General features: G+C 39.6%; 27 protein-coding genes and 1 riboswitch. Of the genes, 23 read left to right on the top strand and 4 right to left on the bottom strand.

From position 1 onward, the window contains the following. Positions 1–31 precede the first annotated feature (31 nt). Genes ytkD through HB912_RS05730 form a run of 3 tightly spaced genes read left to right on the top strand, consistent with a single transcriptional unit; the run spans position 32 to position 1,717 of the window. On the top strand, positions 32–517 hold the full coding sequence (ytkD, locus tag HB912_RS05740; protein WP_185372783.1) for an RNA deprotection pyrophosphohydrolase: 486 nt from the start codon (positions 32–34) through the stop codon (positions 515–517). A gap of 27 nt (positions 518–544) precedes the next feature. Continuing rightward, positions 545–787: a DUF2584 domain-containing protein gene (locus tag HB912_RS05735; protein WP_036074168.1), complete on the top strand. Its 243-nt coding sequence runs from the start codon at positions 545–547 to the stop codon at positions 785–787. 15 nt (positions 788–802) lie between these two features. Continuing rightward, positions 803–1,717, top strand: a complete 915-nt coding sequence (locus HB912_RS05730; RefSeq protein ID WP_185372781.1) for an L-lactate dehydrogenase — start codon at positions 803–805, stop codon at positions 1,715–1,717. A gap of 46 nt (positions 1,718–1,763) precedes the next feature. On the opposite strand, the gene HB912_RS05725 is transcribed toward HB912_RS05730, so the two are convergent. Then, positions 1,764–2,039, bottom strand: coding sequence for a hypothetical protein (locus tag HB912_RS05725; RefSeq protein ID WP_036074170.1), 276 nt, complete (start codon positions 2,037–2,039; stop codon positions 1,764–1,766). 114 nt (positions 2,040–2,153) lie between these two features. Here HB912_RS05725 and HB912_RS05720 point away from each other — a divergent pair, with 114 nt between their 5' ends. The 5 genes from HB912_RS05720 (at position 2,154) to HB912_RS05700 (ending at position 7,532) form a co-directional block, all read left to right on the top strand. Next, the gene (locus HB912_RS05720) at positions 2,154–2,549 is read left to right on the top strand and encodes a DCC1-like thiol-disulfide oxidoreductase family protein (RefSeq protein WP_185372780.1); all 396 of its coding nucleotides are present in this window, start codon (positions 2,154–2,156) and stop codon (positions 2,547–2,549) included. A gap of 18 nt (positions 2,550–2,567) precedes the next feature. Next, positions 2,568–2,888 carry a DUF3116 family protein gene (locus tag HB912_RS05715; protein WP_244964420.1) on the top strand — a complete coding sequence of 107 codons (321 nt, stop codon included), beginning with the start codon at positions 2,568–2,570 and terminating at the stop codon, positions 2,886–2,888. A gap of 59 nt (positions 2,889–2,947) precedes the next feature. Beyond that, a riboswitch (SAM riboswitch) is annotated at positions 2,948–3,048 on the top strand. 107 nt (positions 3,049–3,155) lie between these two features. Next, complete coding sequence (gene metK, locus HB912_RS05710; RefSeq protein WP_185372778.1) at positions 3,156–4,358, top strand: methionine adenosyltransferase; 1,203 nt, start codon at positions 3,156–3,158, stop codon at positions 4,356–4,358. 143 nt (positions 4,359–4,501) lie between these two features. Then, a complete protein-coding gene (gene asnB / locus HB912_RS05705) occupies positions 4,502–6,367 on the top strand; it encodes an asparagine synthase (glutamine-hydrolyzing) (protein ID WP_185372776.1) in 1,866 nt (621 codons plus the stop codon). A gap of 169 nt (positions 6,368–6,536) precedes the next feature. Then, on the top strand, positions 6,537–7,532 hold the full coding sequence (locus HB912_RS05700; RefSeq protein ID WP_036074173.1) for a choloylglycine hydrolase family protein: 996 nt from the start codon (positions 6,537–6,539) through the stop codon (positions 7,530–7,532). Positions 7,533–7,604: 72 nt separating this feature from the next. On the opposite strand, the gene mnmM is transcribed toward HB912_RS05700, so the two are convergent. After that, positions 7,605–8,165 carry a tRNA 5-(aminomethyl)-2-thiouridylate-methyltransferase MnmM gene (mnmM, locus tag HB912_RS05695; RefSeq protein ID WP_185372774.1) on the bottom strand — a complete coding sequence of 187 codons (561 nt, stop codon included), beginning with the start codon at positions 8,163–8,165 and terminating at the stop codon, positions 7,605–7,607. After that, on the bottom strand, positions 8,162–9,118 hold the full coding sequence (gene mnmL / locus HB912_RS05690) for a tRNA modification radical SAM protein MnmL/YtqA (protein ID WP_185372772.1): 957 nt from the start codon (positions 9,116–9,118) through the stop codon (positions 8,162–8,164). The genes mnmM and mnmL overlap by 4 nt, the downstream gene beginning before the upstream one ends. A gap of 145 nt (positions 9,119–9,263) precedes the next feature. On the opposite strand from mnmL, the gene HB912_RS05685 reads away from it, so the two are divergent. The 4 genes from HB912_RS05685 to tsf all read left to right on the top strand — a co-directional run bounded on the left by HB912_RS05685 (position 9,264) and on the right by tsf (position 15,533). Next, positions 9,264–10,673 (top strand): amino acid permease, encoded by a 1,410-nt coding sequence (locus HB912_RS05685; protein WP_185372770.1) that lies wholly within the window; start codon positions 9,264–9,266, stop codon positions 10,671–10,673. A 316-nt stretch (positions 10,674–10,989) separates the two neighbouring features. Then, positions 10,990–13,401 (top strand): leucine--tRNA ligase, encoded by a 2,412-nt coding sequence (gene leuS / locus HB912_RS05680; protein ID WP_185372768.1) that lies wholly within the window; start codon positions 10,990–10,992, stop codon positions 13,399–13,401. Positions 13,402–13,801: 400 nt separating this feature from the next. Then, the gene (gene rpsB, locus HB912_RS05675; RefSeq protein WP_036074176.1) at positions 13,802–14,560 is read left to right on the top strand and encodes a 30S ribosomal protein S2; all 759 of its coding nucleotides are present in this window, start codon (positions 13,802–13,804) and stop codon (positions 14,558–14,560) included. Between the two features lie 82 nt (positions 14,561–14,642). Further along, positions 14,643–15,533: a translation elongation factor Ts gene (gene tsf, locus HB912_RS05670; RefSeq protein ID WP_185372766.1), complete on the top strand. Its 891-nt coding sequence runs from the start codon at positions 14,643–14,645 to the stop codon at positions 15,531–15,533. Positions 15,534–15,644: 111 nt separating this feature from the next. On the opposite strand, the gene HB912_RS05665 is transcribed toward tsf, so the two are convergent. Continuing rightward, positions 15,645–15,863, bottom strand: coding sequence for a tyrosine-type recombinase/integrase (locus HB912_RS05665; RefSeq protein WP_185372764.1), 219 nt, complete (start codon positions 15,861–15,863; stop codon positions 15,645–15,647). A 422-nt stretch (positions 15,864–16,285) separates the two neighbouring features. Here HB912_RS05665 and HB912_RS05660 point away from each other — a divergent pair, with 422 nt between their 5' ends. From HB912_RS05660 to dxr, 11 genes are all read left to right on the top strand, one after another. Further along, positions 16,286–16,579: a WXG100 family type VII secretion target gene (locus HB912_RS05660; protein ID WP_036071587.1), complete on the top strand. Its 294-nt coding sequence runs from the start codon at positions 16,286–16,288 to the stop codon at positions 16,577–16,579. A 78-nt stretch (positions 16,580–16,657) separates the two neighbouring features. Continuing rightward, positions 16,658–17,062: a DUF1310 family protein gene (locus tag HB912_RS05655; protein WP_185372762.1), complete on the top strand. Its 405-nt coding sequence runs from the start codon at positions 16,658–16,660 to the stop codon at positions 17,060–17,062. Beyond that, entirely contained in the window at positions 17,055–18,323 is a 1,269-nt protein-coding gene (locus HB912_RS05650; protein WP_185372911.1) for a hypothetical protein, read from the top strand. Before HB912_RS05655 ends, HB912_RS05650 begins: the two co-directional genes overlap by 8 nt. Positions 18,324–18,357: 34 nt before the next feature. Next, entirely contained in the window at positions 18,358–18,687 is a 330-nt protein-coding gene (locus HB912_RS05645) for a hypothetical protein (protein WP_185372760.1), read from the top strand. Beyond that, positions 18,684–18,950 (top strand): hypothetical protein, encoded by a 267-nt coding sequence (locus tag HB912_RS05640; protein ID WP_185372758.1) that lies wholly within the window; start codon positions 18,684–18,686, stop codon positions 18,948–18,950. The genes HB912_RS05645 and HB912_RS05640 overlap by 4 nt, the downstream gene beginning before the upstream one ends. A gap of 156 nt (positions 18,951–19,106) precedes the next feature. Beyond that, positions 19,107–19,538, top strand: coding sequence for a GNAT family N-acetyltransferase (locus HB912_RS05635; RefSeq protein WP_185372756.1), 432 nt, complete (start codon positions 19,107–19,109; stop codon positions 19,536–19,538). A 118-nt stretch (positions 19,539–19,656) separates the two neighbouring features. After that, on the top strand, positions 19,657–20,382 hold the full coding sequence (pyrH, locus tag HB912_RS05630) for a UMP kinase (RefSeq protein ID WP_185372754.1): 726 nt from the start codon (positions 19,657–19,659) through the stop codon (positions 20,380–20,382). Between the two features lie 4 nt (positions 20,383–20,386). Continuing rightward, complete coding sequence (frr, locus tag HB912_RS05625; protein WP_185372752.1) at positions 20,387–20,944, top strand: ribosome recycling factor; 558 nt, start codon at positions 20,387–20,389, stop codon at positions 20,942–20,944. A 196-nt stretch (positions 20,945–21,140) separates the two neighbouring features. Further along, complete coding sequence (locus HB912_RS05620) at positions 21,141–21,899, top strand: undecaprenyl pyrophosphate synthase (RefSeq protein ID WP_185372750.1); 759 nt, start codon at positions 21,141–21,143, stop codon at positions 21,897–21,899. 12 nt (positions 21,900–21,911) lie between these two features. Beyond that, positions 21,912–22,700 carry a phosphatidate cytidylyltransferase gene (locus HB912_RS05615; protein ID WP_185372748.1) on the top strand — a complete coding sequence of 263 codons (789 nt, stop codon included), beginning with the start codon at positions 21,912–21,914 and terminating at the stop codon, positions 22,698–22,700. Between the two features lie 13 nt (positions 22,701–22,713). After that, positions 22,714–23,862 (top strand): 1-deoxy-D-xylulose-5-phosphate reductoisomerase, encoded by a 1,149-nt coding sequence (gene dxr, locus HB912_RS05610; protein WP_185372746.1) that lies wholly within the window; start codon positions 22,714–22,716, stop codon positions 23,860–23,862.

The raw sequence follows: 23,862 nt of genomic DNA, 5'->3' as shown, positions 1-23,862 counted from the left end.
TATTTTTTAAAAAAAGAAAGGGACGATGATTGTGTTCAGTTATCAGGATGCTTATGGGAATGATGTGAAAATTCATTTTGCACAGTCGAAAGAGGAACAAAATGATGTCCTTGTTATCCCACATTATGAAGGAAAGTGGCTTTTTACGGAACATAAAATTCGCGGACTTGAATTTCCTGGAGGGAAAGGGGAAGTGGGAGAGGATAACGCTACGACGGCGAAACGAGAACTAATGGAAGAAACAGGCGCTATTCCTTTTGAATTTATTTTTGTAGCTGACTATGAAGTGGCTTCTTCAGAACGTCCGTTTACAAAGCGTGTTTTTTTCTGCGAAGTGAAACAAATTGTGCCGCAAGAAAATTATCTAGAAACCGAGGGGCCTAAGCTTTTAAAGGGACATTTACGGAAAATCGTTCAAAGGGAAGCTTTCAGTTTTTTTATGCGGGATGAGGGCATGCAAGAAATTTTAAAAAGACTTGATGAGATAGTGGGCAAAAAGGGGGATTTTCTGCTATGATAGAAAATAAGAATTGGAGGGATCCAGATGGGAATGCAGCTTGAAGTTAATACGATGGTCGTAACAAAAGGAAATGAAGAAAGAATTGATGAAAACTTGTTCAAACTCGAAAAAGCAGGCTACCGAATTTATCCACTGGATATTGAAATTGAGCTTCGCAAAACAAAAGACGGCGAAACAAGCGGCATGGTGATCCCGCGTAAAGTTGTTTGGGAAAATGATGTAACACTACTTACATATGAACTTGTTTCGTTAAATTCAAGCAACTAAGAGGAGGCAACGAAAATGCAACAAAAAGTTGGAATTATTGGATGTGGTCACGTTGGTTCAGATGTCGCTTTTTCACTCGTCACGCAAGGGATTTGTACGGAACTCGTTTTAGTAGATCAAAATAGTGAGAAGGCGAGCAGTGAAGCTATGGAGCTTCGGGACATGTTGTCTGCTACGCATGCTTACACGAAGGTGATTTCTGGAGGTTATGAATTGCTCCGAGACGCCTCTGTTATCGTGATGGCAATTGGACCAACAACGCTGCTCGAAAAAGACCGGATGGAAGAATTGAAAGAAACAAGCGCAGCTGTGCGTTCGATTGTACCTAAAGTGATGCAAACGGGCTTCAATGGGATTTTTATCAATATTACAAACCCTTGTGATGTCATCACACAAATCATTGCAAAAGAAAGTGGGCTTCCAAAGAGACAGGTGTTTGGAACAGGAACTTCACTTGACACTATGCGGATGCGAAGCGCACTTGGGGAGCATTTTCAAGTTTCACCGAAAAGCATTTCAGGCTATGTCCTCGCAGAACACGGGGAATCCCAATTTATTGCTTGGTCAGGTGTTAAAGTTGGAACGAAACCAGCGCTTGAATTGCTTTCTTTAGAAGAACGTGCAGAATTCAAGGAAAAAGTGCGGGCTAGAGGTTGGAATATTTTGCTTGGGAAAGGTTGGACGAGTTTTGGTATCGCAACAGCGGCAGCTCGACTTATTGCAATTATTCATGATGATGCGCGTGAAGTACTTCCGATTTCTGTTTATGATGAAAGCGAAGGTGTATATGCCGGACGACCAGCTGTTATTGGTCGAGATGGGGTTTGTCAGATTTTGCCGCTTGAACAGTTGACGACAGAAGAAGAAAAACTGTACCAAGCATCTTGTGGCGTAATTAAACAAGCTTTTTCAACGGTTTACACGAAATAATGAAAAACCAGACAGAAATTTTCTGTCTGGTTTTTCATTATTAGTTTTAAGCTTGTTCTTTTTTTCGCTGAATCAAGCGGACAAGACTGATAACAAGCGAAACAACATATTCACCGAAACTAGCAAAAAAGAGGGCGATAGCAATTTCCGTTTGCTTTAGGCCGCCGCCATAAAAACTGATGAAAAAAATAATTCCACTTGCAATCAATCCAATTGTGGCTAAAAAATATTTGAACCATTCTAGTTTGAATACGAATTCGAAAAGTAGCATGGCTACAATAAATCCGGCCAAAAGAATTAGAGTAAGTATAAATAAACCCATAATTTAACTCCTTTATTGCTCGCGTTCGAACAAATTCTATTTTTAATATCCTTAATCATACCACAGGTTTAAAAATATGATAAGGGGAAAAATAGGAAGAAGGAGGTTTTTATTGTGCGATACCGGGTTTTATATGATGGAAATTGTTCTTTCTGTAAGTGGGTAAAAGGCTATGTAGAAAGGCTAGACACGCAGGGTCTATTATATTTCGAAAAGCTTCAAGAGGATAGCGGTAGTTATTTTAATCAAACTGATTTATTAAGAGAGCTCCATGTTGTATCGGAAAATGGGCGGATTTATCGTGGCTTTTCAGCGGTTCGGCGCATTTTAAGGGCACTTCCTATAGTCAAGTGGGGGGCTTTAGTTCTTTATTTACCGTTTATCCCCATTTTAGGCGAATGGTTATATCGTCTTATTGCCAGGAACCGTGGCAAAATTTGGCGTTTTATTCAAAGCTTACGTAGAAAATTTCGAATTTGTTCAAGAAAAAATCATGCGTTTCCTGTATAATAAAAAAGAATCTTGAAAATGAAAGTATGTGAAAGAATGCGTTTGCCCTTTGAAGTTGCTTTTCAAATCATCGAAAATGTCTATCAAGGCTCATCGAATATGAATGAACTAATTAATGATCGTGCAAGAAACGGAGGGAGTGCTCTCAAAAACAAGACGGAATTTTTGCTTGCCGTGTATGAACTTGAAGAACTTGGCTTGCTTTTTCGCTACCGGTCGAATGACGGTATTCGCTATAGCCGATCTGAGAAGGGGGAGGCGTTTTACCACCGCTACCGAGAAATGAAGCAGGAAGATTGGCCGGACTTTTTGGCAGGGCAGGAAGGGATTTCCCCTTGATTTTCGTTTCGTAAACCAGTATACTTAAAGCTAGTTAGTTGTAAAACTAAAATAAATATCTCTTATCCAGAGCGGTAGAGGGACTGGCCCTTTGAAGCCCAGCAACCTACACTTGTTGTAAGGTGCTAACCTGAGCAGGAGTTTTCCTGATCGATGAGAGTGAAGGTAATGAAATGATACGCCTTTTCTCTATGCGCAAAAACTTAGAGAAAAGGCTTTTTTTCTTTGCTGCACGCGAATGGTAGAGAATAGAAGGAGGATACAAGAATGACTGCGAAGCGTCATTTGTTTACGTCAGAATCTGTTTCTGATGGACATCCGGATAAAATTGCCGATCAAATTTCAGATGCGATTTTGGATGCGATACTTGCAAGAGATCCGGATGCGCGCGTGGCTTGTGAAACCACGGTGACAACAGGACTTGTACTGGTTGCTGGCGAAATTACAACGTCAGTTTACGTAGATATTCCCAAAATTGTACGGGAAACCATTAAAGAAATTGGCTATACACGAGCTAAATACGGGTTTGATGCAGAAACTTGTGCTGTTTTAACGGCCATTGATGAGCAGTCTCCGGATATTGCTCAAGGGGTAGATGAGTCTCTTGAGGCAAGAAGTGGGGAAGAAGATGAAGATGCTCAAATTGAAGCGATTGGTGCTGGAGACCAGGGCTTAATGTTTGGTTTTGCGACGGATGAAACGGAGGAGCTTATGCCGCTTCCAATTTCTCTTGCTCATAAACTGGCAAGAAAAATCGCGGAACTTCGTAAAGAGGGGACAATTGATTATTTGCGCCCAGATGCGAAGACACAAGTTACGGTTGAGTACGATGAGGAAAATAAGCCAGCACGAATTGATACGGTTGTTATTTCAACACAACATCATCCCGATATTTCGCAAGAAACCATCGCAAAAGATATGCATGAACAAGTCATTCAAGCCGTGATTGATCCAGCACTTCTTGATGCAAAAACGAAGTACTTCATCAATCCGACCGGTCGGTTTGTGATTGGCGGGCCGCAAGGGGATGCTGGGCTTACGGGTCGAAAAATCATTGTGGATACTTACGGCGGCTATGCACGCCACGGTGGGGGTGCCTTTTCCGGGAAAGACCCAACGAAAGTGGACCGCTCTGGCGCTTATGCCGCGCGTTATGTTGCTAAAAATATTGTGGCTGCTGGACTTGCAAAAAAGGCAGAAGTGCAACTGGCTTATGCGATTGGAGTTGCCCATCCAGTCTCAATATCCATTGAAACTTATGGAACGAGTGCGTATAGTGAGCAGGAACTCACGGAAGCAGTTCGCGCCAACTTTGATTTACGTCCAGCTGGGATTATCAAAATGCTTGATTTGCGCCAACCAATTTATCGCAAAACGGCTGCTTTTGGACATTTTGGAAGACACGATTTAGATCTACCTTGGGAACGAACGGATAAGGTCGATGATTTAAAACGCTTTTTAGAAAAATAAAAGAAAGGAGACGCCGGCGTTTGTTTGGCGTTTTCTTTTTTTGAGAGTAGTAATTCACCGTGCAAAGCGAGCGGCTTTATGTTATGATAATCTTTGTGTAAACTGTGAATTAATGAAAAATCAGATAGAGGAGAAATGTCTCAATGTGTGGATTTGTAGGATGCGTTCATGACCGCATTGCTGAAATAACAGGTGAAGAAAAACAAACGTTTAAAGAAATGAATGATATGATCACTCACCGCGGACCAGATGATGAAGGATACTATACGGATGAGCATATTCAATTCGGTTTTAGAAGACTTAGTATCATTGATGTGGAAAATGGTCATCAACCGCTTACGTATGAAGATGAACGCTACTGGATTATTTTCAATGGAGAAATTTATAACTATGTGGAATTACGTGAAAAGCTAAAAAATGAAGGTATGACTTTTGAAACGGAAAGTGATACGGAAGTTATCATTGCGACTTATGCGAAATATAAAGAACAAGCTGCTTCGTATTTACGCGGGATGTTTGGATTTGTAATTTGGGATAAGCAAGAAAATAGTGTTTACGGGGCACGTGATCCATTTGGAATTAAACCTTTTTTCTATGCGGAAGAAGATGGCAATTTATACCTTGCTTCTGAAAAAAAATCTATTCTTCATGCGCTCAAAAATCAAAATTTGGATGAAGTTTCTTTGCAAAACTACATGACTTACCAATTCGTTCCAGAACCGGACACATTAACAACAGAAGTGAAACGCTTGCTTCCTGGTCACTACTTCACGAAAAAAATTGGTGAAGAAATGGCCTTTACGCAATACTACAAACCAGAATTTGCGCCTGTTCAAAAATCAGAAGATGCGTTTATTAAACAAATTCGTGATGTATTATATGATTCTGTTAAGGTGCATATGCGTTCAGATGTACCTGTAGGTTCTTTCCTTTCAGGTGGTATTGATTCGTCCATTATTGCAGCGATTGCAAAAGAATATCATCCGGCAATTAAAACTTTTTCTGTTGGATTTGAACGTGATGGATTCAGTGAAATTGATGTGGCGAAAGAAACAGCTGATAAACTTGGCGTAGAGAATATCAGCTATGTGATTACTCCTCAAGAATACATGGAGGAGCTTCCAAAGATCGTTTGGCACATGGATGATCCACTTGCAGATCCAGCGGCAATTCCTCTTTATTTCCTTGCACGTGAAGCAAGAAAAGAAGTAACGGTTGCGCTTTCTGGGGAAGGGGCCGATGAGTTTTTCGGTGGCTATAATATTTATAACGAACCAAATTCCCTTTCGATGTTTAACAAAATGCCTGGCGTATTTAAATCTATGCTAAATGGTGTTGCCAAAGTGATGCCAGAAGGAATGCGCGGGAAAAGCTTCCTTGAACGCGGAACAACACCAATGGAAGAACGCTATATCGGAAATGCAAAAATGTTTACAGAAGCTGAAAAGCGAATTTTACTTCCACGTTACGAAGAAGGTCATGATTATACAAATATCACGAAGCCGTTTTACGATGAAACAAAGGGCTATAATCCAGTAGAACGGATGCAATATATTGATATTCATACTTGGCTTCGTGGAGATATTTTATTAAAGGCTGACCGAATGACGATGGCGCATTCTCTTGAAGTGCGTGTACCTTTCCTTGATAAAGAGGTTTTTGCAGTAGCTAAAGAAATTCCAGCTTCACTGAAAACAACGAATGGGACAACGAAATATATTCTCCGGAAAGCTGCTGAAACTTTTGTCCCTGAACACGTGCTTAATCGTCGTAAATTAGGCTTTCCTGTTCCAATTCGCCACTGGTTAAAAGCAGAAATGAATGAATGGGTAAAAAATATCATTCATGAATCAGAAACAGATCATTTGATTAATAAGCAGTACGTGCTTGATTTGTTAGAAGCACATTGTGCAGGTAAACATGACTATAGCCGTAAAATTTGGACGGTTGTAATCTTCATGATTTGGTATTCTATTTATGTAGAAGAAAAATACGATTTTAATAAATAAGAATCTTGGTTTCATAAGCCGGTAGCAATTGATTGCTACCGGCTTATTTGGCTATGTCTTGAGTAAAAGTCACTCAAAAAACCAATATTTTCGTTTTGAAAAGCATATTTTTGACTCAGAAAAAGTGAAAAAGGGGGTAAAGAATAAGCACAAAGGAGGAATTAAATTTATGTTAGGATGTAGTAGTTTTACATTTGGAGCAGAAGACAACACACAATTTTTATCAAGAACCATGGATTTTTCTATGTATACAGATAGTGGGGTCGTCATCGTACCAAGAAATTTTGAAATGGAAGTAAGACAAAATGAGCTTCGTAAAGGAAAATATGCTTTTTTAGGAATGGCGGCATATAAATTACAATTTCCTATTTTTTATGATGGGATTAATGAAAAAGGTGTGGCAGGTGCGACCCTTTATTATCCAGGATTTGCAACCTATACGGAGAAGAAAGATGCAAGGGGCGGCGTTAATCCACTTCGTGTAGTCAGTTATATTCTTGCTAATGCGGGTTCTCTTGATGAAGCCATCGCACTTTTTGAGACAATTGAAATTATCAATGAGAGCAATTCAATTCTAGGCGTTGTACCTCCACTTCATTATATTTTTTCGGACAGTACAGGGCGTTCTATTATTGTTGAACCTGATCCAGATGGAATTAAAATCCATCAAGATACGATCGGAGTCATGACAAATAGTCCAAATTATGAATGGCATGAAGCCAATTTACGGAACTATATTGGCGTGAATCCAAGATCAAAAGAACCTATTCAAACTTCCACGAAGACTTTTTCACCATTTGGACAGGGAAGTGGGACCTTTGGGCTTCCTGGCGACTACACGCCACCGTCTCGCTTTTTACGAACTGCCTATATGAAGTTTTACGCGAGTGAGCCAAAAAATGAAATCGAAGGGGTTACACAGATTTTTCATATGCTTGCTCCGGTTGAAGTTCCAAAAGGAGCTGTCATTCATCAAAATGGGCACAATGATTATTCAGTTTATATGACAGCCATGTGCACCACATCGCTACGTTATTACTTCTGTGAATATGATAACCGCAGAATTAAATGCGTCAGCTTACACCAAGCAGATTTGAGCAATGAAAAACTGGAGATTTTCCCTCTTACGATGAAACAGGAAATTGATTTTTTAAACGCTGATTAAATTGTATGTCAAATACCACTTATAATCTAAAAAGTCCAGAAAACAAGGAGTTCCTTGTTTTCTGGACTTTTTTTAGCGCTTTTCAATTGCCACGACGAAAGGAGGCAGATTACGCTGATTAATGAAACCATATTGGAGTACGCTGAATTTTTCTTGTGGGAGATGAGAAACATAGTTTAAGATCGCTTCTTTTTCAAGTTTCCCTGCTTCGTGACCATGATAGATGACCAAAATGACAAGTCCACCCACCATCAGTTTTTCAAGTGCGGCAGAAATGCTCTCGAGAGTAGATTCTTCAAGGGTCGTAATTGACTTATCTCCTCCCGGCAAGTAGCCGAGATTATAAATGACCGCTCGCACTGGTTCGCTCACATCAGCAGCTAGTTCTGCATGACTTTTTTTTAAGAGCAAAACTTGATTTTTGCAAGAAGCTTCGTCAAGGCGTGCTTTTGTTTTCTCAATTGCGGTTTGCTGTATGTCGTAGGCGTAAACTTTACCATTCGGTCCAACGAGCTGCGCAAGAAAAAGCGTATCATGCCCGTTGCCACAAGTTGCATCAATAACAACATCCCCTGGAAAAATAACTTTCTTTAAGAGCTGATGGCTAAACGGCAAGATGCCTTCTAAATTCATGCGTGCACCTCACTAAATTTTTTTCCTTGATAACTATCCCGCCAAATTAGTTCTTGATCAATGGCGTTTAACACTTCAAATTTATTCAAGCTCCACATCGGCCCAATTAAATCATCCACACCACCGTCTCCTGTGATTCGGTGAATAACCATTTCAGGTGGCAAAATTTCAAGTTGATCGCAGACAAGCTTCACATAATCCTCTTGTGTTAAAAATGTTAAATCGCCGCGTTTATAATCCTCTACCATTGGCGTACCACGAAGCAAGTGGAGCAAATGAATTTTGATTCCTTCTACACCGCTTTCCGCCACTTTTTTAGCTGTTTCAAGCATCATTTCAGGCGTTTCTTTTGGTAGACCATTGATAATATGGGTACAAACACGAATGCCTCGCTCTTTCAGCTTGCGTACGCCTTCAAGATAACAATCATAATCATGTGCACGATTGATTAATTTCCCTGTTTCATCGTGAGCAGACTGCAAGCCGAGCTCTACCCAAAGATAAGTTCGTTCATTTAACTCAGCTAAATAATCCACGACATCATCTGGAAGGCAATCGGGACGTGTCGCAATGGAAAGCCCAACGACACCTTCTTCTTTTAAAACCACTTCATATTTTTCACGGAGTACTTCAACAGGAGCATGGGTATTCGTAAACGCTTGGAAAAAAGCGATGTATTTTCCGCTTTTCCATTTGTGATGCATTCGGTCGCGAATTTCGGCAAATTGCGCGGATAAATCAAAATTTCGATCACCAGCAAAGTCGCCTGATCCAGCGGCACTACAAAATGTACAACCCCCACGCGCAACAGTACCATCGCGGTTTGGACAGTCAAAGCCGCCATCAAGTGCGACTTTGAAAATTTTCATTCCGAATTCTTGTCTAAGGGTATAATTCCAAGTGTGGTAACGTTTATTATCGAGACTATAAGGAAATGGATTTTCTTTCTTCAAGGTTTCTCAGACTCCTTTAAATTCATTGCTTCTAGTTTACCATATTTTTAAGTTGACGAATAAAAATAATTTTGATATTATAATTACACTTTCACTTGGTAAAGTGCTAATACACTAAAATATATAAAAAGGAGTGCATACACAGATGACAAAGCAAAGAAAAATGGGCTTTTTCGTTTTAACAGCCCTCGTGATCGGAAACATGATGGGATCTGGAATCTTCATGCTTCCAAGGCAAATGGCTGAAGTAGCCAGTCCGCTTGCAACCTTGCTAGCTTGGATTTTTACAGGTGCCGGTGTTCTCATGATCGCGCTTGTATTCGGCAATTTAGCCGTCAAACGACCAGATTTAACAAGCGGTGCACAAAGTCATGCGTATGCATTCTTTAACCGTCCTAAAGCGAAACAAATGGCAGGATTCATCGCTGTGTGGAGTTACTGGGTAGCAAACTGGGCAGGAAATGTTTCACTGATTACCTCGTTTGCTGGCTACTTGTCGGTATTTTTCCCGATATTAAATAGTCGAGATTCTTTTGTTGAAATCGGCGGGTTCACGATTACAGAAGGTCAGGCGCTGACCTTCGCTGTGTGTACCGTCTTACTTTGGGGCATTGCCTTTATCATTTCAAAAGGTGTAAGTGGCGCAGGGAAAATTAATTTTGTTGCGACGGTTGCGAAGGTGGGAGGATTTTTCCTTTTCATTATCATCGCCGTATTCTCTTTCCAATCGGCTAAAATGGGGGCTTTTTATCACCCTGTCTATGATAGTTCAGGATTAAAAGAAGGCTTGCTTTCACAAGTAAACAGCGCAGCGATCGTCACACTTTGGGCCTTTATTGGGATTGAGTCGGCATTAATGTTTTCTGGACGTGCTAAGTCAGGAAAAACTGTTCAAGCGGCTACCATTACAGGACTAGTTGTTGCAGTGATGTTATATAGTTTGATTTCGATTTTAGCGCTAGGTCTCATTCCAAAAGAAAAACTCATTGGCAGTGCAAGCCCACTTGCGGATGCGTTAAATTCGGTGATTGGGAGTGGAGGCTCCGCTGTGATGGCAATTCTCGCTTTGATTTGTCTATTTGGTTCGGCCATTGGTTGGGTGATGATGAGTGCAGAAGCTCCATACCAAGCAGCAAAAAAAGGTATTTTCCTTCCCTTTTTAAGTAAAGTCAATAAAAATGGAACGCCGATACGTTCTCTCGTGCTTACATGCCTTGCATCACAGTTTTTTATTTGTTCCACGCTTTCTGGCGATATCGCAGTTGCGTATGACTTTGTTGTTAAAGTTTCCACACTTGCTTTCTTAATTCAATATTTTATTTCACCAATTTTTCAACTTAAACTCGTTTTTTCAGGAAGTACGTATGAGAATTCAAAACCCATAAAACGAATAGTTGATGGGGTGGTTGCTATCCTTGCTTTAGGTTATAGTCTTTGGATTATGAAAAGTGGTACGGAAAATCTAACCATATTCCTATTAAGTGCGGGATTATTTCTCATGGGTTTCCTGCTTTATCCCCTTATGAAAAAACAAACAGTCTTGCCAAAAGACTAGAAATCAGCTACAATAGTTCTTAATCGAATATGGAAACGACTAAAGGAGTAGTAATCTAATCTTTGGGAATCTAAGAGAATCAGCGGCTGGTGGAAGCTGATCGATGAGTTGGGTGAACTTGCCTTTTTATAAATCGTACGTTATCCGCGTTAAGGAGCAAGAAGTTGAGTGAATTAATCACTAATTTGGGTGGTACCGCGGGAGAAGACCTCTCGTCCCATAGCCGTTATAGCTATGGGACGAGAGGTCTTTTTGTTTCATGTTCAGACGACTTATTTCGTTTTATGAATAAAAGAAAAAAAGGAGAGAATTAAGGATGACTTTTAACCACAAAAAAATTGAACCGAAATGGCAAAAGATTTGGGATGACAAGGCGACCTTTAAAACCACTGAGGATGCATCCAAAGAAAACTTTTATGCGCTAGATATGTTTCCGTATCCATCAGGTGCAGGCCTTCATGTTGGGCATCCCGAAGGTTATACGGCAACGGATATCTTATCACGAATGAAGCGGGCCCAAGGGTATAATGTACTTCACCCAATGGGATGGGATGCCTTTGGTCTTCCTGCTGAGCAATATGCGATTGATACAGGAAATGATCCAGCGGAATTTACGGAACAAAACATTGCGAACTTTAAGCGCCAAATTAAATCTCTAGGCTTTTCTTATGACTGGGACCGGGAGCTAAACACAACAGATCCAAACTATTATAAATGGACACAGTGGATTTTTGAAAAGTTGTATGAAAAAGGATTGGCCTATGAAGCCGAAGTGGCTGTTAACTGGTGCCCTGCGCTTGGAACTGTGCTTGCTAATGAAGAGGTCATTGATGGTAAGAGTGAACGTGGCGGTTTCCCTGTCTACCGGAAGCCGATGCGGCAATGGATGCTTAAAATTACAGCATATGCGGATCGTTTAATTGATGATTTGGACCTTGTAGACTGGCCGGAGAGCATCAAAGATATGCAGCGCAACTGGATTGGTCGCTCGGAAGGTGCTGAAGTTAGTTTCCAATTAGAGGGGCGGAAGGAAAAAATTGAAGTTTTCACAACGCGTCCAGATACACTTTTCGGGGTAACTTATGTGGTTTTGGCACCTGAACATGAACTTGTAGAGCAAATCACGACCGCTGAACAAAAAGAAGCAGTTGAAGCTTATAAAAAGCAAGTTGAACTAAAAAGTGAACTAGAACGAACAGATTTAGCAAAAGAAAAAACTGGTGTTGCAACGGGGGCTTATGTAGTCAATCCTGCGACAGGTCAAAAAATCCCTGTTTGGGTTGCAGATTATGTGCTTATTCAATACGGGACAGGGGCTGTTATGGCGGTGCCGGGGCACGACGAACGCGATCACGAATTTGCCAAGCAGTTCAACTTGCCGATTCTTGAAGTTGTAAAAGGTGGCGACGTTCAAAAAGAAGTTTATTCAGGCGATGGTCCCCATGTCAATTCTGATTTCCTAGATGGCATGGATACGGAGGAAGCAATTCGCGCAATTTCTGATTGGCTTGAAAAAGAAGGATTTGGGACACGGAAGATCACTTATCGCTTACGTGATTGGTTGTTCAGCAGACAACGTTACTGGGGAGAACCTATTCCTGTTATTCACTGGGAAGACGGGGAAACAACACTTGTGCCAGAAGATGAGCTTCCGCTACTCCTTCCAAAAACAACGGAAATTAAACCATCAGGGACAGGGGAATCTCCGCTTGCAAACTTGGAGGACTGGGTAAACGTCGTGGATGATTCTGGCAGGAAAGGACGCCGTGAAACCAATACGATGCCACAATGGGCGGGATCAAGTTGGTATTTCCTCCGCTATATCGATCCAAACAATCAAACAGAAATTGCGGATAAAGAAAAGCTTCGCGAATGGCTTCCAGTTGATGTTTATATCGGCGGGGCTGAGCACGCGGTTCTTCACTTGCTCTATGCGCGTTTCTGGCATAAATTCTTGTATGATATTGGCGTTGTTCCAACAAAAGAACCCTTCCAAAAACTGTTTAATCAAGGCATGATTCTCGGGGAGAACAATGAAAAAATGTCGAAATCACGTGGAAACGTGGTGAATCCAGATGATGTCGTAGATAAATATGGAGCGGATACTTTGCGCCTGTATGAAATGTTTATGGGACCACTTGATGCTTCAATTTCTTGGAGTGAAAATGGACTAGAAGGAGCCCGGAAATTCTTAGACCGGGTTTGGCGTTTATTTGTAAATGAAGCTGGACAACTTAGTGAAAAAGTAGTTTCTGAAAATGATGGAAAGCTTGAAAAAGCCTATCATCAAATGGTGAAAACAGTCACACAAGATTATGAAGGGCTTCGTTTCAATACCGGAATCTCCGCCCTCATGATTTTTGTGAATGAGGCCTATAAAGCTGAAACAGTTCCAAAAACGTATGCTTTTGGCTTTATCCAGCTACTTGCTCCGATCGCCCCACATGTTGCAGAAGAGATTTGGGAAATCTTCGGACACAGCGAATCGATTTCCTATCAAGCTTGGCCGACATATGACGAAAGCAAACTTGTAGAAGATGAAGTAGAAATCGTTTTGCAGGTTAATGGAAAAGTAAAAGCGAAAGAAATTGTTTCTAAAACAATGTCGAAAGATGAACTTGAAAAAGTTGCACTTGCTAATGAGCGCATTCAAGCTGAAACGGATGGAAAAACCATTCGTAAAGTCATTGCTGTTCCAGGAAAATTAGTTAATATTGTGGCTAATTAAGCCAAAAAACAATCGAGTAGACCGATTCATCGGATGAGCTCGATTGTTTTTTTGATTAAAAAATGAAAGAGAATGATTGATTTTCATTTTAATCGAGTTATTACTGATAATCGCAAATAAGAAACATACAAATAGTTAAAAGGAATTTGAAGTACGAAGTGTCCATACCTATGAAGCGGAATCCTACTTTTTCTATATTAGGCTTGTATCTTTCGAGAGAAGCTAACCAGTAGGCGTATATTTATTGACGTCTAAAGCCGATTGTGATATAGTTAAGGGCAGTGTTAATACACACGTATAGTGACAAAAGAAAGGGTGCTTAAAATTTAAGTCTTTCCTTTGAATGATCTATACGGAGGGCGGATCTGTCCGCAAAATAAAACCAATAGGAGGGAATAACATGCCTGTTATTTCAATGAAACAATTGCTAGAAGCTGGTGTACATTTTGGACACCAAACACGCCGTTGGAACCCTAAGATGAAAAAATACATCTTTACGGAACGTAACGGAATTTACATCATCGACCTACAAAAAACGGTTAAAAAAGTAGACGAAGCTTATAACTTCATGCGTGAAGTGGCTGCTGACGGAGGAACTATCCTTTTTGTCGGTACTAAAAAACAAGCGCAAGAATCTGTAAAAGAAGAAGCAGAACGTTCTGGTCAATATTTTGTAAATCACCGCTGGTTAGGTGGAACACTTACAAACTTTGAAACGATCCAAAAACGTATCAAACACCTTAAGAAAATTGAAAAAATGGAAGAAGACGGTACTTTCGAAGTTCTTCCTAAAAAAGAAGTTGTTCTTTTGAAGAAAGAACAAGAAAAACTTGAACGTTTCTTGGGCGGAATTAAAGATATGAAGGGTCTTCCAGATGCACTTTTCATCGTAGATCCTCGTAAAGAACGTATTGCGGTTGCTGAAGCTCGCAAATTAAATATTCCGATCATCGGTATTGTAGATACTAACTGTGATCCTGATGAAATCGATTATGTTATCCCTGCAAATGATGATGCAATTCGTGCTGTTAAATTGCTTACTGCAAAAATGGCTGATGCAATCATTGAAGTGAACCAAGGTGAAGAAAACGTAGAAGCGGCTGTTGAACAAACTCAAGTTGAAGAAACAACTGAAACTGAAGAAACAACAGAAGCTTAATTTTGTTAAAACACACAAAAAGGTGATAAGATGATATGCTTATCACCTTTTTTAAAAGTACTTTATTGGAGGGAAATAAAAAATGGCAAATATCACAGCTCAAATGGTAAAAGAATTGCGTGAAAAAACAGGCGCTGGAATGATGGATTGTAAAAAAGCGTTAGTTGAAACTGACGGCGACATGGAAAAAGCAATCGATCTTTTACGTGAAAAAGGAATTGCAAAAGCTGCGAAGAAATCTGACCGAATTGCTTCTGAAGGAATGACTCATGTAGTAAGTAATGAAAAACATGCGATTGTTCTTGAAGTTAACGCTGAAACAGACTTTGTAGCGAAAAACGACAACTTTAAAGAACTTGTTGAAAAACTTGCAAACCACTTGTTAGCAGTTCGTCCAGCGAGTCTTGAAGATGCGCTTAAAACTGAAATTGAAGACGGTGTGACTGTTCAAGAATATATTACAGAAGCAATCACAAAAATTGGTGAAAACATTTCACTTCGTCGTTTTGACATCACTGAAAAAAGTGAGAACTGTGCGTTCGGTGAATATATTCACATGAATGGACGTATTGGTGTTGTAGTTCTTCTTAACGGTACAACTGATTCTGCTGTTGCAAAAGATATTGCAATGCACATTGCTGCGATTAATCCAAAATACATTTCTCGTGATGATGTAGATGCAGATGAACTTGCACATGAAAAAGAAGTATTAACACAACAAGCTTTAAATGAAGGAAAACCTGAAAATATTGTTGAAAAAATGGTAGAAGGTCGCTTGAAGAAATGGTTAAGTGACATCTCCCTTCTTGATCAACCATTTGTTAAGGATCCTGATGTGACAGTTGGTGAATTTGCGAAAAAACATGGTGCAACTGTTGAATCGTTTGTACGTTTCGAAGTTGGCGAAGGAATCGAGAAAAAAGAAGATAACTTTGTTGAAGAAGTTATGAGCCAAGTGAAAAAAGACCAGTAAGAAATTTTGATTTTTAATGATTTTTAAAACCCGCTATTCGTTGGTAATAGCGGGTTTTTATTTTTTTCAAAATCAACTAAAAGCAATAAAAATGAAATCATTCGGGGATTTTTATTTGTCTGTCAATTGTTCGCTAATTATATCGACTAGCTGACTTGTGCCTTGTTTAGTTGAGTGCGTATAATAATCCGTCATAGACAAATTTTTGTGCCCCACAAATTGTTGGACATCTGCTTGATTGGCTCCAGCAAGTGTCGCTTGTGTGACAAAGGAGTGATGGTTACGTGTGGGTACAGTACATGCGCTCGATTGGTCGTTTAGCTTGGGCATGTGCTGGACAAGCTAGTGCAGATAATAGTAAAAATGCGGACAAGTATGGAACCTTTAAATAAATAGAATTGCCTTGCCCTTGTGGGCAAGGCTTTTTTATTTTTGAGAGATGTTTAAATGAAAAATAGACTTGCTTTTTCCTTACTTAAGAATTATTATGAAATTAAGAAAAGAACCATCAAAATGGAAGTTCTGCTAGGGACGAGTACTGCGATTACGAAATGTCGGAAAAACTTTCCGAGGTTTTAGAGGTATGTTATTTTGAATGGTTCCAAAAGAGAAGTCAGATGGGTCTCACTTAAAGAGTGAGGCCTTTTTGTATGGGCATCGCTAAAAAGTTCATTAAATTGACACAATTTCATTTCTAAAATATGGTATATTATACTTGCAAGAAAACAATACATAAAGAGGAGATGAATGTCATGTCAGGACAAATCAGAATGACCCCGGCAGAATTGCGTGACCGTGCGAAAACCTACGGCACAAGCGCACGGGATATCGAGCAAATGTTACAACGCTTATCCCAAACCCAAGAACAACTTCGGAGTGAATGGGAAGGACAAGCTTTTGCACGTTTTGATGACCAGTTCAATCAATTAAAACCAAAAGTAACGGAATTTGCGAACTTGATGGATCAAATTGAACAACAACTTCAAAAAACAGCCAGTGCTGTGGAAGAACAAGATCAACAACTTTCTCAAAACTTTGGATTTTAATTTCAAAAAAGTGCCTCTTATTGTATACTTTAAGAGGCATTTTTGTTAAATAGAGAAAAGACTAGATGGAGGGATGAGATGAAAAAGGGCTGGATTATTTTTATTTCGCTTATTGTCATCATTATTGCAGTTGTAGCAATTGTTGGAGGGAAGATGTATATGGATAACAAAAAGTTGGATGAAGACATGAAAGAGGTTGTATATGGTAAAGAAGCAAAAGAGGTATTTGAAAAGAATCTGAAAGAGTTTGATAAAAATGCTTTAACTCATCAAGGGATTATTAAAAGTTATAAAATTGAAGATAAAAGTATTGAACATAATCCTATGGGTGGAATAAATGTAATCTTAGAGATCAATGGGGATAAGGATTTAACTGCAAATTTTGATATCGATAAATATAACGGAGAGTTACGTGCAGGTGGAGTTGGGTTATCCGAAAAACTATCTGAAAAATTAGGTAGGCGTGGTGAAATTAATGAGTAGGTCCTATAATGATATTGATAGAATAAATATTGCGAAACAAGAATATAAAAATTGGAGTGAGGGCGAAGAAATTACAATTGATAGCGAAGATGGAAAGTCTCGAAAAAGTATAGGCATTGTCTCACAAGTAATTGACAATAAGATAACTGGTGAACAAGCATATATTATAACCAATACAAAGAAAACTGTCTCACCCAATGCTTCATTGACCAAAAGAGAAAAGGTTACAGAAGTTACAGTTTTGTATAGAGGTTCAACAGGTATTGATCAATGGAAAAAAGAGCCTTTGGACGTTTGGAAAGACTGGCTAGAGAATGATATCCCTTCTGCTACACAAATTTTTACGCATACAGGCGGAAGAGTTGTAACACCGCAATTAAAATCTGCTGCCAAAACACTGAAAAATTCACTAAATAACTATCCCAATGCGAAACACTATGTTTATGCCCATTCGTTAGGTTCAATGACGGCCCAATATGCACTTTCTGATATTAATGAAAAAGAGGCTTCGCGAATTGGTGGAGCTTATCTATATGAGGGCCCCAATGCCTATTCCCTTTTGACACCTGAACAAAAGAAAATGGCTGAAGCGTTACGGGGAAAGATTTATAATTATGTGGATTTTAAAGACCCAGTTACGATAGGGTATGGAGCTTATAAAGAAAATGTCGGGCAATTAATTGCCATTGATTCTAAAGATATGAATGATATAGGCAAACAACACATGTGGGGCGGCTATCAATATGATAAAGAAGGCAATGTGTTAACCGATGCAAAAGGTTATGCGGCACTAGCCAAAAATAATACAAGAGAAAAACTCGATGGTCTTGAAGATTTGAAGAAAATATTTGCTAAAAGTGGTGGGAACTTATCTGACTCGGAAAAAATCTTTTTAGATGCCGCCGAAGCTTTGGCTTTGACACAAGGCGTGAAGATGACCATTCAATATGATATGAATGAACTTCAAAAGACCTATAAGAAAGCAATTGATAATGCCGATGATTTGTGGCGAGATACTTTAAAAGATGCTCGGACGATTGGAACCTCCCTTTCAGAATCCGAAAGATTGGATGCGCTGGCAAGTGGTGGAGCTACAGAAGCGAGTATTCGAACGAAACCTAAAGCGAAATACCAGAAAAAATTAACCAAGTTAACAGCCATTCAAAAAGAGTATGATGAATTAATTAACAATATTAAGCACGCTATCGCTGAACAGTTACAAAATGATCAAGAGCTCGCTCAGCAGATTGGAAGTGCGTAAGATGAATTTTTCTTCTCAAAGACGTCTTGAAGAAATGAAACAAGAATATATAAGCACTCATAAAAAACAAGAAGAAATCCTCGAGGAAATTCATTTTCAAAACAGAGAATTTGAAAAGGGCTTAGATGATCTGGCAGACCGGTTTAGATATGTCGCGTCTCATTATGATTTCGAACAAATACTACCCATGAGGCAGGGCTACTCCATTCTTTCAAAAGCTCATGAAGAAGGCAGTTGTCTCGTAAAAAAACAAGCCCGTGAACTGGAAGAGGAAATCGAACAAACTACGCGAGAATACAATATGGAAAAAACTCGTTATGAGGAAGAACATTCCCGCACTAAGAAGGAAGGAGAGCGTTCATGATTGACACTGTAACGAAAGGGTTAGAAGATGTAAAAAAGAAAGCTGAAAAATCATTAATCCACTTTTTTACAGCTTCCCACAGTAAAGCGACTTCTGAAACGCAGAAACAAGTAGTAAAAGAAATGGAGAAAGAAGCGGTTCAAAAAGTTCATTCATCGAGTGAAAAATATTTGGATTCTTTTTCAAGCTCCGTGCAGGGGAAATGGAGTAAAGCGGCTAATGGCACTTTTAAAAATACAAATAATGCTTTGCGAGATTTATAAATTTTGTTTGTAAAAACCCATTGTTCAGATGAATGATGGGTTTTTGTTGCATTTAAAAGTGCCGATTTTTTAGTAAGGAATTAACTTTTATACTTGCGCTTTTTACTCAGTCTGTTAAGCTAAATGCAAACAAAAGGATGATTTTGAGGTGATTGGGTGAATAAAGTACGAGCTACCGGAGCAGATTATCCTGTTTTGCTTTCTATTTGGGAGGAGTCTGTAAAGGCAACGCATGCCTTTTTGAAAAACGATGACTTTGACGCACTGCGAGAGGAGATACCCTCTTTTTTTCCTAGCTTAGAAATTTACTTCTGGGAGGCAGAGAGAGAAATAATCGGATTTACAGGACATGCAGTGAAACGATTAGAAATGTTCTTCCTTTCTCCAAGGTTTAGAGGAAAAGGTTATGGCACGGCAATTTTACAGGAATTAATTGAAAAAGAAGGAATTTTTTTTGTTGATGTGAATCTGCAAAATGGAGCGGCACGGAAATTCTATGAGAAAAATGGGTTTAGAGTTCATGCTACAAGTGAAAAAGATGGACAAGGAAGACCTTATCCGATTCTTCATTTGAAATTAGTGAAATAGAACTTTTTTGGCTTTTTCATAGAAAATACTTTTGTAATTGCTGGTTTTTTAGTAAAATGAATACTGGTGGATAAAAAACTCTTTTATCATGAACTAGAATAAAGGTGTGGAGGTCATTATGAATACCCCAAAATATAAACGTGTTGTTTTAAAATTGAGTGGTGAAGCGCTTGCGGGTTCGGATGGTTTTGGAATTAGTCCGAATATCGTCAATGCGATTTCTAAACAAGTAAAAGAAGTAGTTGAATTAGGTGTGGAAGTAGCTGTTGTTGTCGGTGGTGGGAACATCTGGCGCGGACGCCTTGGAAGTGAAATGGGCATGGACCGGGCAGCTGCGGATTACATGGGTATGCTTGCAACTGTAATGAACTCACTTTCACTTCAAGATTCATTAGAAAATATTGGGGTGGCAACGCGTGTGCAAACTTCGATCGATATGCGTCAAATTGCTGAACCGTATATTAGACGAAAAGCTATTCGTCATCTTGAAAAGGGGCGTGTAGTCATTTTTGCTGGCGGAACAGGGAACCCGTATTTCTCTACAGATACAACTGCAGCGCTTCGTGCAGCTGAAATTGAAGCAGATGTCATTTTAATGGCTAAAAACAATGTGGATGGGGTGTATAGTGCCGATCCTCGCATTGATAATACGGCGAAAAAATATGATGAGCTTTCTTATCTCGATGTGATTAAAGAAGGATTGCAGGTAATGGATTCAACGGCTTCGTCGCTTAGCATGGATAACGATATTCCGCTGATCGTATTTTCATTTGCTGAAACTGAAAACAATATTAAACGTGTCGTTCTTGGTGAAAAAATCGGAACAACTGTAAGGGGGAAATAAATCAATGAGTAAAGAAGTTTTGCAAAATTCACAGGAAAAAATGGAAAAGTCTGAGCAGGCTTTATCTCGTGCGTTGGGTCAAATTCGTGCTGGACGTGCGAATGCATCGATTTTAGATCGTGTTCAAGTAGATTATTATGGTGCACCAACTCCGCTTAATCAAATTGCTGGGATCAGTGTTCCAGAAGCTAGGATGCTACTTATCACACCTTTTGATAAAAATGCCCTTGAAGATATTGAAAAAGCGATTTTAAAATCAGATCTTGGTTTAACACCAAATAATGATGGTTCTGTGCTTCGACTTACTATCCCGCAACTAACGGAAGAACGTCGCCGCGAACTTGCAAAAGAAGTGAAAAAAGAAGCAGAAGAAGCAAAAGTTGCGGTGCGTAATGTGCGCCGCGATGCAAATGATGAACTTAAAAAACTCGAAAAAGCTGGCGAAATCACAGAAGATGACTTGCGAACTTACGGAGATGATGTACAAAAGTTAACGGATGTAAGCATTCAAAAAATCGATGAAATCGCTAAAGAAAAAGAAGCGGAAATCATGGAAGTTTAAATTAATGACAAAAAGCATTCCTTTTCTTCTACTTTAGGAAGGGGAGGGGTGCTTTTCTTTTGTATCCTAACCAAACCGATTTTCTCATGGAAATCTCATGAATCACATGTAAATTTTAGTACATTAATCGGGCGTTTTTTGGTATTATAGGTATAGACATGCGCAGAGTAGTGGCATTTCTATTGGAGGATTTAAAATGTTTAAGAAGCTCTTTCGACAAAATGAAAATTTTATAGATGGTGAATTATCACCCGAACTTCCACTTCCAAAACACGTTGCGATTATCATGGATGGCAATGGGAGATGGGCCAAAAAGCGGTTTTTACCGCGTATTGCGGGTCATAAGGAAGGCATGAATGTGGTTAAGAAAATCACGCGCTATGCAAATGAAATGGGCATTGAAGTTCTAACGCTTTATGCTTTTTCAACTGAGAACTGGAAGCGTCCGACAGATGAAGTAGACTTCTTGATGAAATTACCTGTTGAGTTTTTCGATACTTTTGTTCCAGAACTCATTCAGGAAAATGTCAAGGTCAATGTCATGGGATATCGAGATAATTTACCGCTACACACACTTCGTGCTGTAGAAAAGGCGATTGAAGATACCAAGCATTGTACGGGTCTTGTGCTTAATTTTGCCTTGAATTACGGGTCGCGAGCAGAAATTGTGACGGCGATGAAAGAAGCGATTTGTGAGCTTGAAAAGGCTGGGAAAAAAGCGGAAGAAATCACAGAAACGGATATCGAAAAGCATTTAATGACAAATGGTCTTGGAGATCCAGATTTGTTGATTCGAACGAGTGGTGAGCTTCGGCTTAGCAATTTTATGCTTTGGCAATTGGCTTACAGTGAGTTTTACTTTACAGATGTTCACTGGCCAGACTTTACAGAAGAAGACTTTTTAGAGGCGATGATTGACTATCAAAATCGGTCACGCAGATTTGGTGGGCTTTAGGGAGGAAAAAAGGTGAAAACAAGAATTATTACAGCCATTGTGGCGCTTATTATTTTTATCCCCTTCGTTGTTATTGGCGGGGTAACATTTGAACTGATTAGTATTTTACTCGCATCCATTGCCGTGTATGAAATTCTCGTAATGACGAAGCAATCGCTTTTTTCAGTGAATGGCATTGTCACCATGCTGTTAACTTGGCTCGTTGTTGTTCCTGAGAACTATTTAACTTGGCTTGATAAAATCGGGCTTTCTGTAATTGAACTAATCTTTATTGGGATTGCGATTTTGCTTTCTTATACCGTTTTTTCAAAAAACAAGTTTCACTTTGACCAAGCGGGGATTGCCGTTCTTGCTTCTTTCTATGTAGGAATAGGTTTTCATTATTTAGCTTTAACCCGTGATGCGGGGCTTTACTACGTTTTATTTGCACTTCTCATCGTTTGGTCAACTGACACAGGTGCTTATTTTATCGGACGTCAGTTTGGGAAGCATAAACTTGCACCACACGTGAGTCCCAATAAGACGGTAGAAGGCTTTATCGGTGGAATCGTTTCGGCTATTATTATCGCTGGAGGCTTTTTCTACTTGATGAATTTAAGCGGGAACATCGGTTTAGTCATACTCGCTTTAATTGTGCTTTCTATCTTCGGGCAACTTGGCGATCTTGTTGAGTCTGCACTCAAACGTTTTTATGGTGTGAAAGATTCTGGAAAGATTTTACCAGGACACGGTGGGATTTTAGACCGTTTTGACAGTTTATTGTTTGTCTTACCGCTATTACATATACTGCAAATCATTTAATGGAGATGAAGCCATGAAGAAAATTAATTTATTAGGTGCAACCGGGTCAATCGGAACGCAGACACTGGAAATTGTAAGGGAACATCCAGAACTTTTTGAAATTACTGCGCTATCTTTTGGCCGGAATGTTACACTGGGACGTAAAATTATTCAAGAGTTCAAGCCAAAAGCTGTATCCGTTCAAAGTAAACGAGATGTAGAGAAGCTAAAACCCGAGTTTCCTGACGTTCGTTTTTATTCAGGAATGGAAGGTCTACGTGCCATTGCAGCTTTTCCGGAGGGCGATGTTTTGCTGAGTGCTGTGATTGGAAGTGTTGGACTTTTGCCGACGCTTGACGCGATTGAAGCCGGAAAACAAATCGCGATTGCAAATAAAGAAACACTTGTTACAGCTGGACACCTAGTCATAGCAGCTGCACGAAAAAAAGGGGTAGATATTCTCCCTGTTGATAGTGAACATTCTGCTGTTTTCCAAGCGTTAAATGGTGAAAAACGCGAAAATGTCTCCAAATTGATCATTACGGCTAGTGGTGGAAGTTTCCGGGACAAGACACGTCAAGAGCTTAAACACGTTACAGTGAAAGAAGCGTTAAACCACCCGAACTGGAACATGGGAAATAAGTTAACAATCGATTCGGCTACGATGTTCAATAAAGGCCTTGAAGTAATTGAGGCACACTGGCTTTATGATATGGATTATGAAGACATTGATGTCGTGATCCACCGAGAAAGCATTGTGCACTCGCTTGTTGAATATATTGACGGGAGTATGATCGCACAACTTGGAGCGCCAGATATGCGTATTCCGATCCAATATGCGCTCACTTATCCGGACCGGTCCAACATTACATTTAGTGAACCATTCAGTTTGGCTAAAATTGGAACACTTCATTTTGAAGAAGTGGACTACGATCGATTTAGGGCATTGAAATTAGCATACAACGCTGGTAAAATAGGTGGAACGATGCCGACCGTTTTAAATGCGGCGAATGAAATTGCTGTTGCCGGTTTTTTAAATGGGCAGGTTGATTTTAACAATATTGAGGCAGTGGTAGAGAATGCCATGAATCATCATATGCAGAATGTGATTCAAGCGCCGTCACTGGATACGATTTTGCAGGTCGATCAAGAAACAAGGGCATACGTAAAAACACTTTTATAG

Origin of the sequence: Listeria aquatica, from assembly GCF_014223975.1 — a bacterium.
In the GTDB taxonomy this organism is placed as follows: domain Bacteria; phylum Bacillota; class Bacilli; order Lactobacillales; family Listeriaceae; genus Listeria; species Listeria aquatica.
The sequence above is the reverse complement of the archived record's forward strand: the minus strand, read 5'-3'. Positions and strand labels throughout refer to the sequence as shown.

What these genes read in the sequence shown, in the direction of transcription:
- HB912_RS05650 (WP_185372911.1), top strand. Translation starts at nt 17,055, where the DNA reads ATGAGTAGGTCCTATAATGATATTGATAGAATAAATATTGCGAAACAA.
- HB912_RS05665 (WP_185372764.1), bottom strand. Translation starts at nt 15,863, where the DNA reads ATGCCCAAGCTAAACGACCAATCGAGCGCATGTACTGTACCCACACGT.
- asnB (WP_185372776.1), top strand. Translation starts at nt 4,502, where the DNA reads ATGTGTGGATTTGTAGGATGCGTTCATGACCGCATTGCTGAAATAACA.
- HB912_RS05640 (WP_185372758.1), top strand. Translation starts at nt 18,684, where the DNA reads ATGATTGACACTGTAACGAAAGGGTTAGAAGATGTAAAAAAGAAAGCT.
- HB912_RS05730 (WP_185372781.1), top strand. Translation starts at nt 803, where the DNA reads ATGCAACAAAAAGTTGGAATTATTGGATGTGGTCACGTTGGTTCAGAT.
- HB912_RS05655 (WP_185372762.1), top strand. Translation starts at nt 16,658, where the DNA reads ATGAAAAAGGGCTGGATTATTTTTATTTCGCTTATTGTCATCATTATT.
- HB912_RS05725 (WP_036074170.1), bottom strand. Translation starts at nt 2,039, where the DNA reads ATGGGTTTATTTATACTTACTCTAATTCTTTTGGCCGGATTTATTGTA.
- HB912_RS05660 (WP_036071587.1), top strand. Translation starts at nt 16,286, where the DNA reads ATGTCAGGACAAATCAGAATGACCCCGGCAGAATTGCGTGACCGTGCG.
- leuS (WP_185372768.1), top strand. Translation starts at nt 10,990, where the DNA reads ATGACTTTTAACCACAAAAAAATTGAACCGAAATGGCAAAAGATTTGG.
- HB912_RS05620 (WP_185372750.1), top strand. Translation starts at nt 21,141, where the DNA reads ATGTTTAAGAAGCTCTTTCGACAAAATGAAAATTTTATAGATGGTGAA.
- pyrH (WP_185372754.1), top strand. Translation starts at nt 19,657, where the DNA reads ATGAATACCCCAAAATATAAACGTGTTGTTTTAAAATTGAGTGGTGAA.
- tsf (WP_185372766.1), top strand. Translation starts at nt 14,643, where the DNA reads ATGGCAAATATCACAGCTCAAATGGTAAAAGAATTGCGTGAAAAAACA.
- HB912_RS05735 (WP_036074168.1), top strand. Translation starts at nt 545, where the DNA reads ATGGGAATGCAGCTTGAAGTTAATACGATGGTCGTAACAAAAGGAAAT.
- HB912_RS05700 (WP_036074173.1), top strand. Translation starts at nt 6,537, where the DNA reads ATGTTAGGATGTAGTAGTTTTACATTTGGAGCAGAAGACAACACACAA.
- mnmM (WP_185372774.1), bottom strand. Translation starts at nt 8,165, where the DNA reads ATGAATTTAGAAGGCATCTTGCCGTTTAGCCATCAGCTCTTAAAGAAA.
- dxr (WP_185372746.1), top strand. Translation starts at nt 22,714, where the DNA reads ATGAAGAAAATTAATTTATTAGGTGCAACCGGGTCAATCGGAACGCAG.
- frr (WP_185372752.1), top strand. Translation starts at nt 20,387, where the DNA reads ATGAGTAAAGAAGTTTTGCAAAATTCACAGGAAAAAATGGAAAAGTCT.
- HB912_RS05685 (WP_185372770.1), top strand. Translation starts at nt 9,264, where the DNA reads ATGACAAAGCAAAGAAAAATGGGCTTTTTCGTTTTAACAGCCCTCGTG.
- HB912_RS05645 (WP_185372760.1), top strand. Translation starts at nt 18,358, where the DNA reads ATGAAACAAGAATATATAAGCACTCATAAAAAACAAGAAGAAATCCTC.
- HB912_RS05715 (WP_244964420.1), top strand. Translation starts at nt 2,568, where the DNA reads ATGAAAGTATGTGAAAGAATGCGTTTGCCCTTTGAAGTTGCTTTTCAA.
- metK (WP_185372778.1), top strand. Translation starts at nt 3,156, where the DNA reads ATGACTGCGAAGCGTCATTTGTTTACGTCAGAATCTGTTTCTGATGGA.
- rpsB (WP_036074176.1), top strand. Translation starts at nt 13,802, where the DNA reads ATGCCTGTTATTTCAATGAAACAATTGCTAGAAGCTGGTGTACATTTT.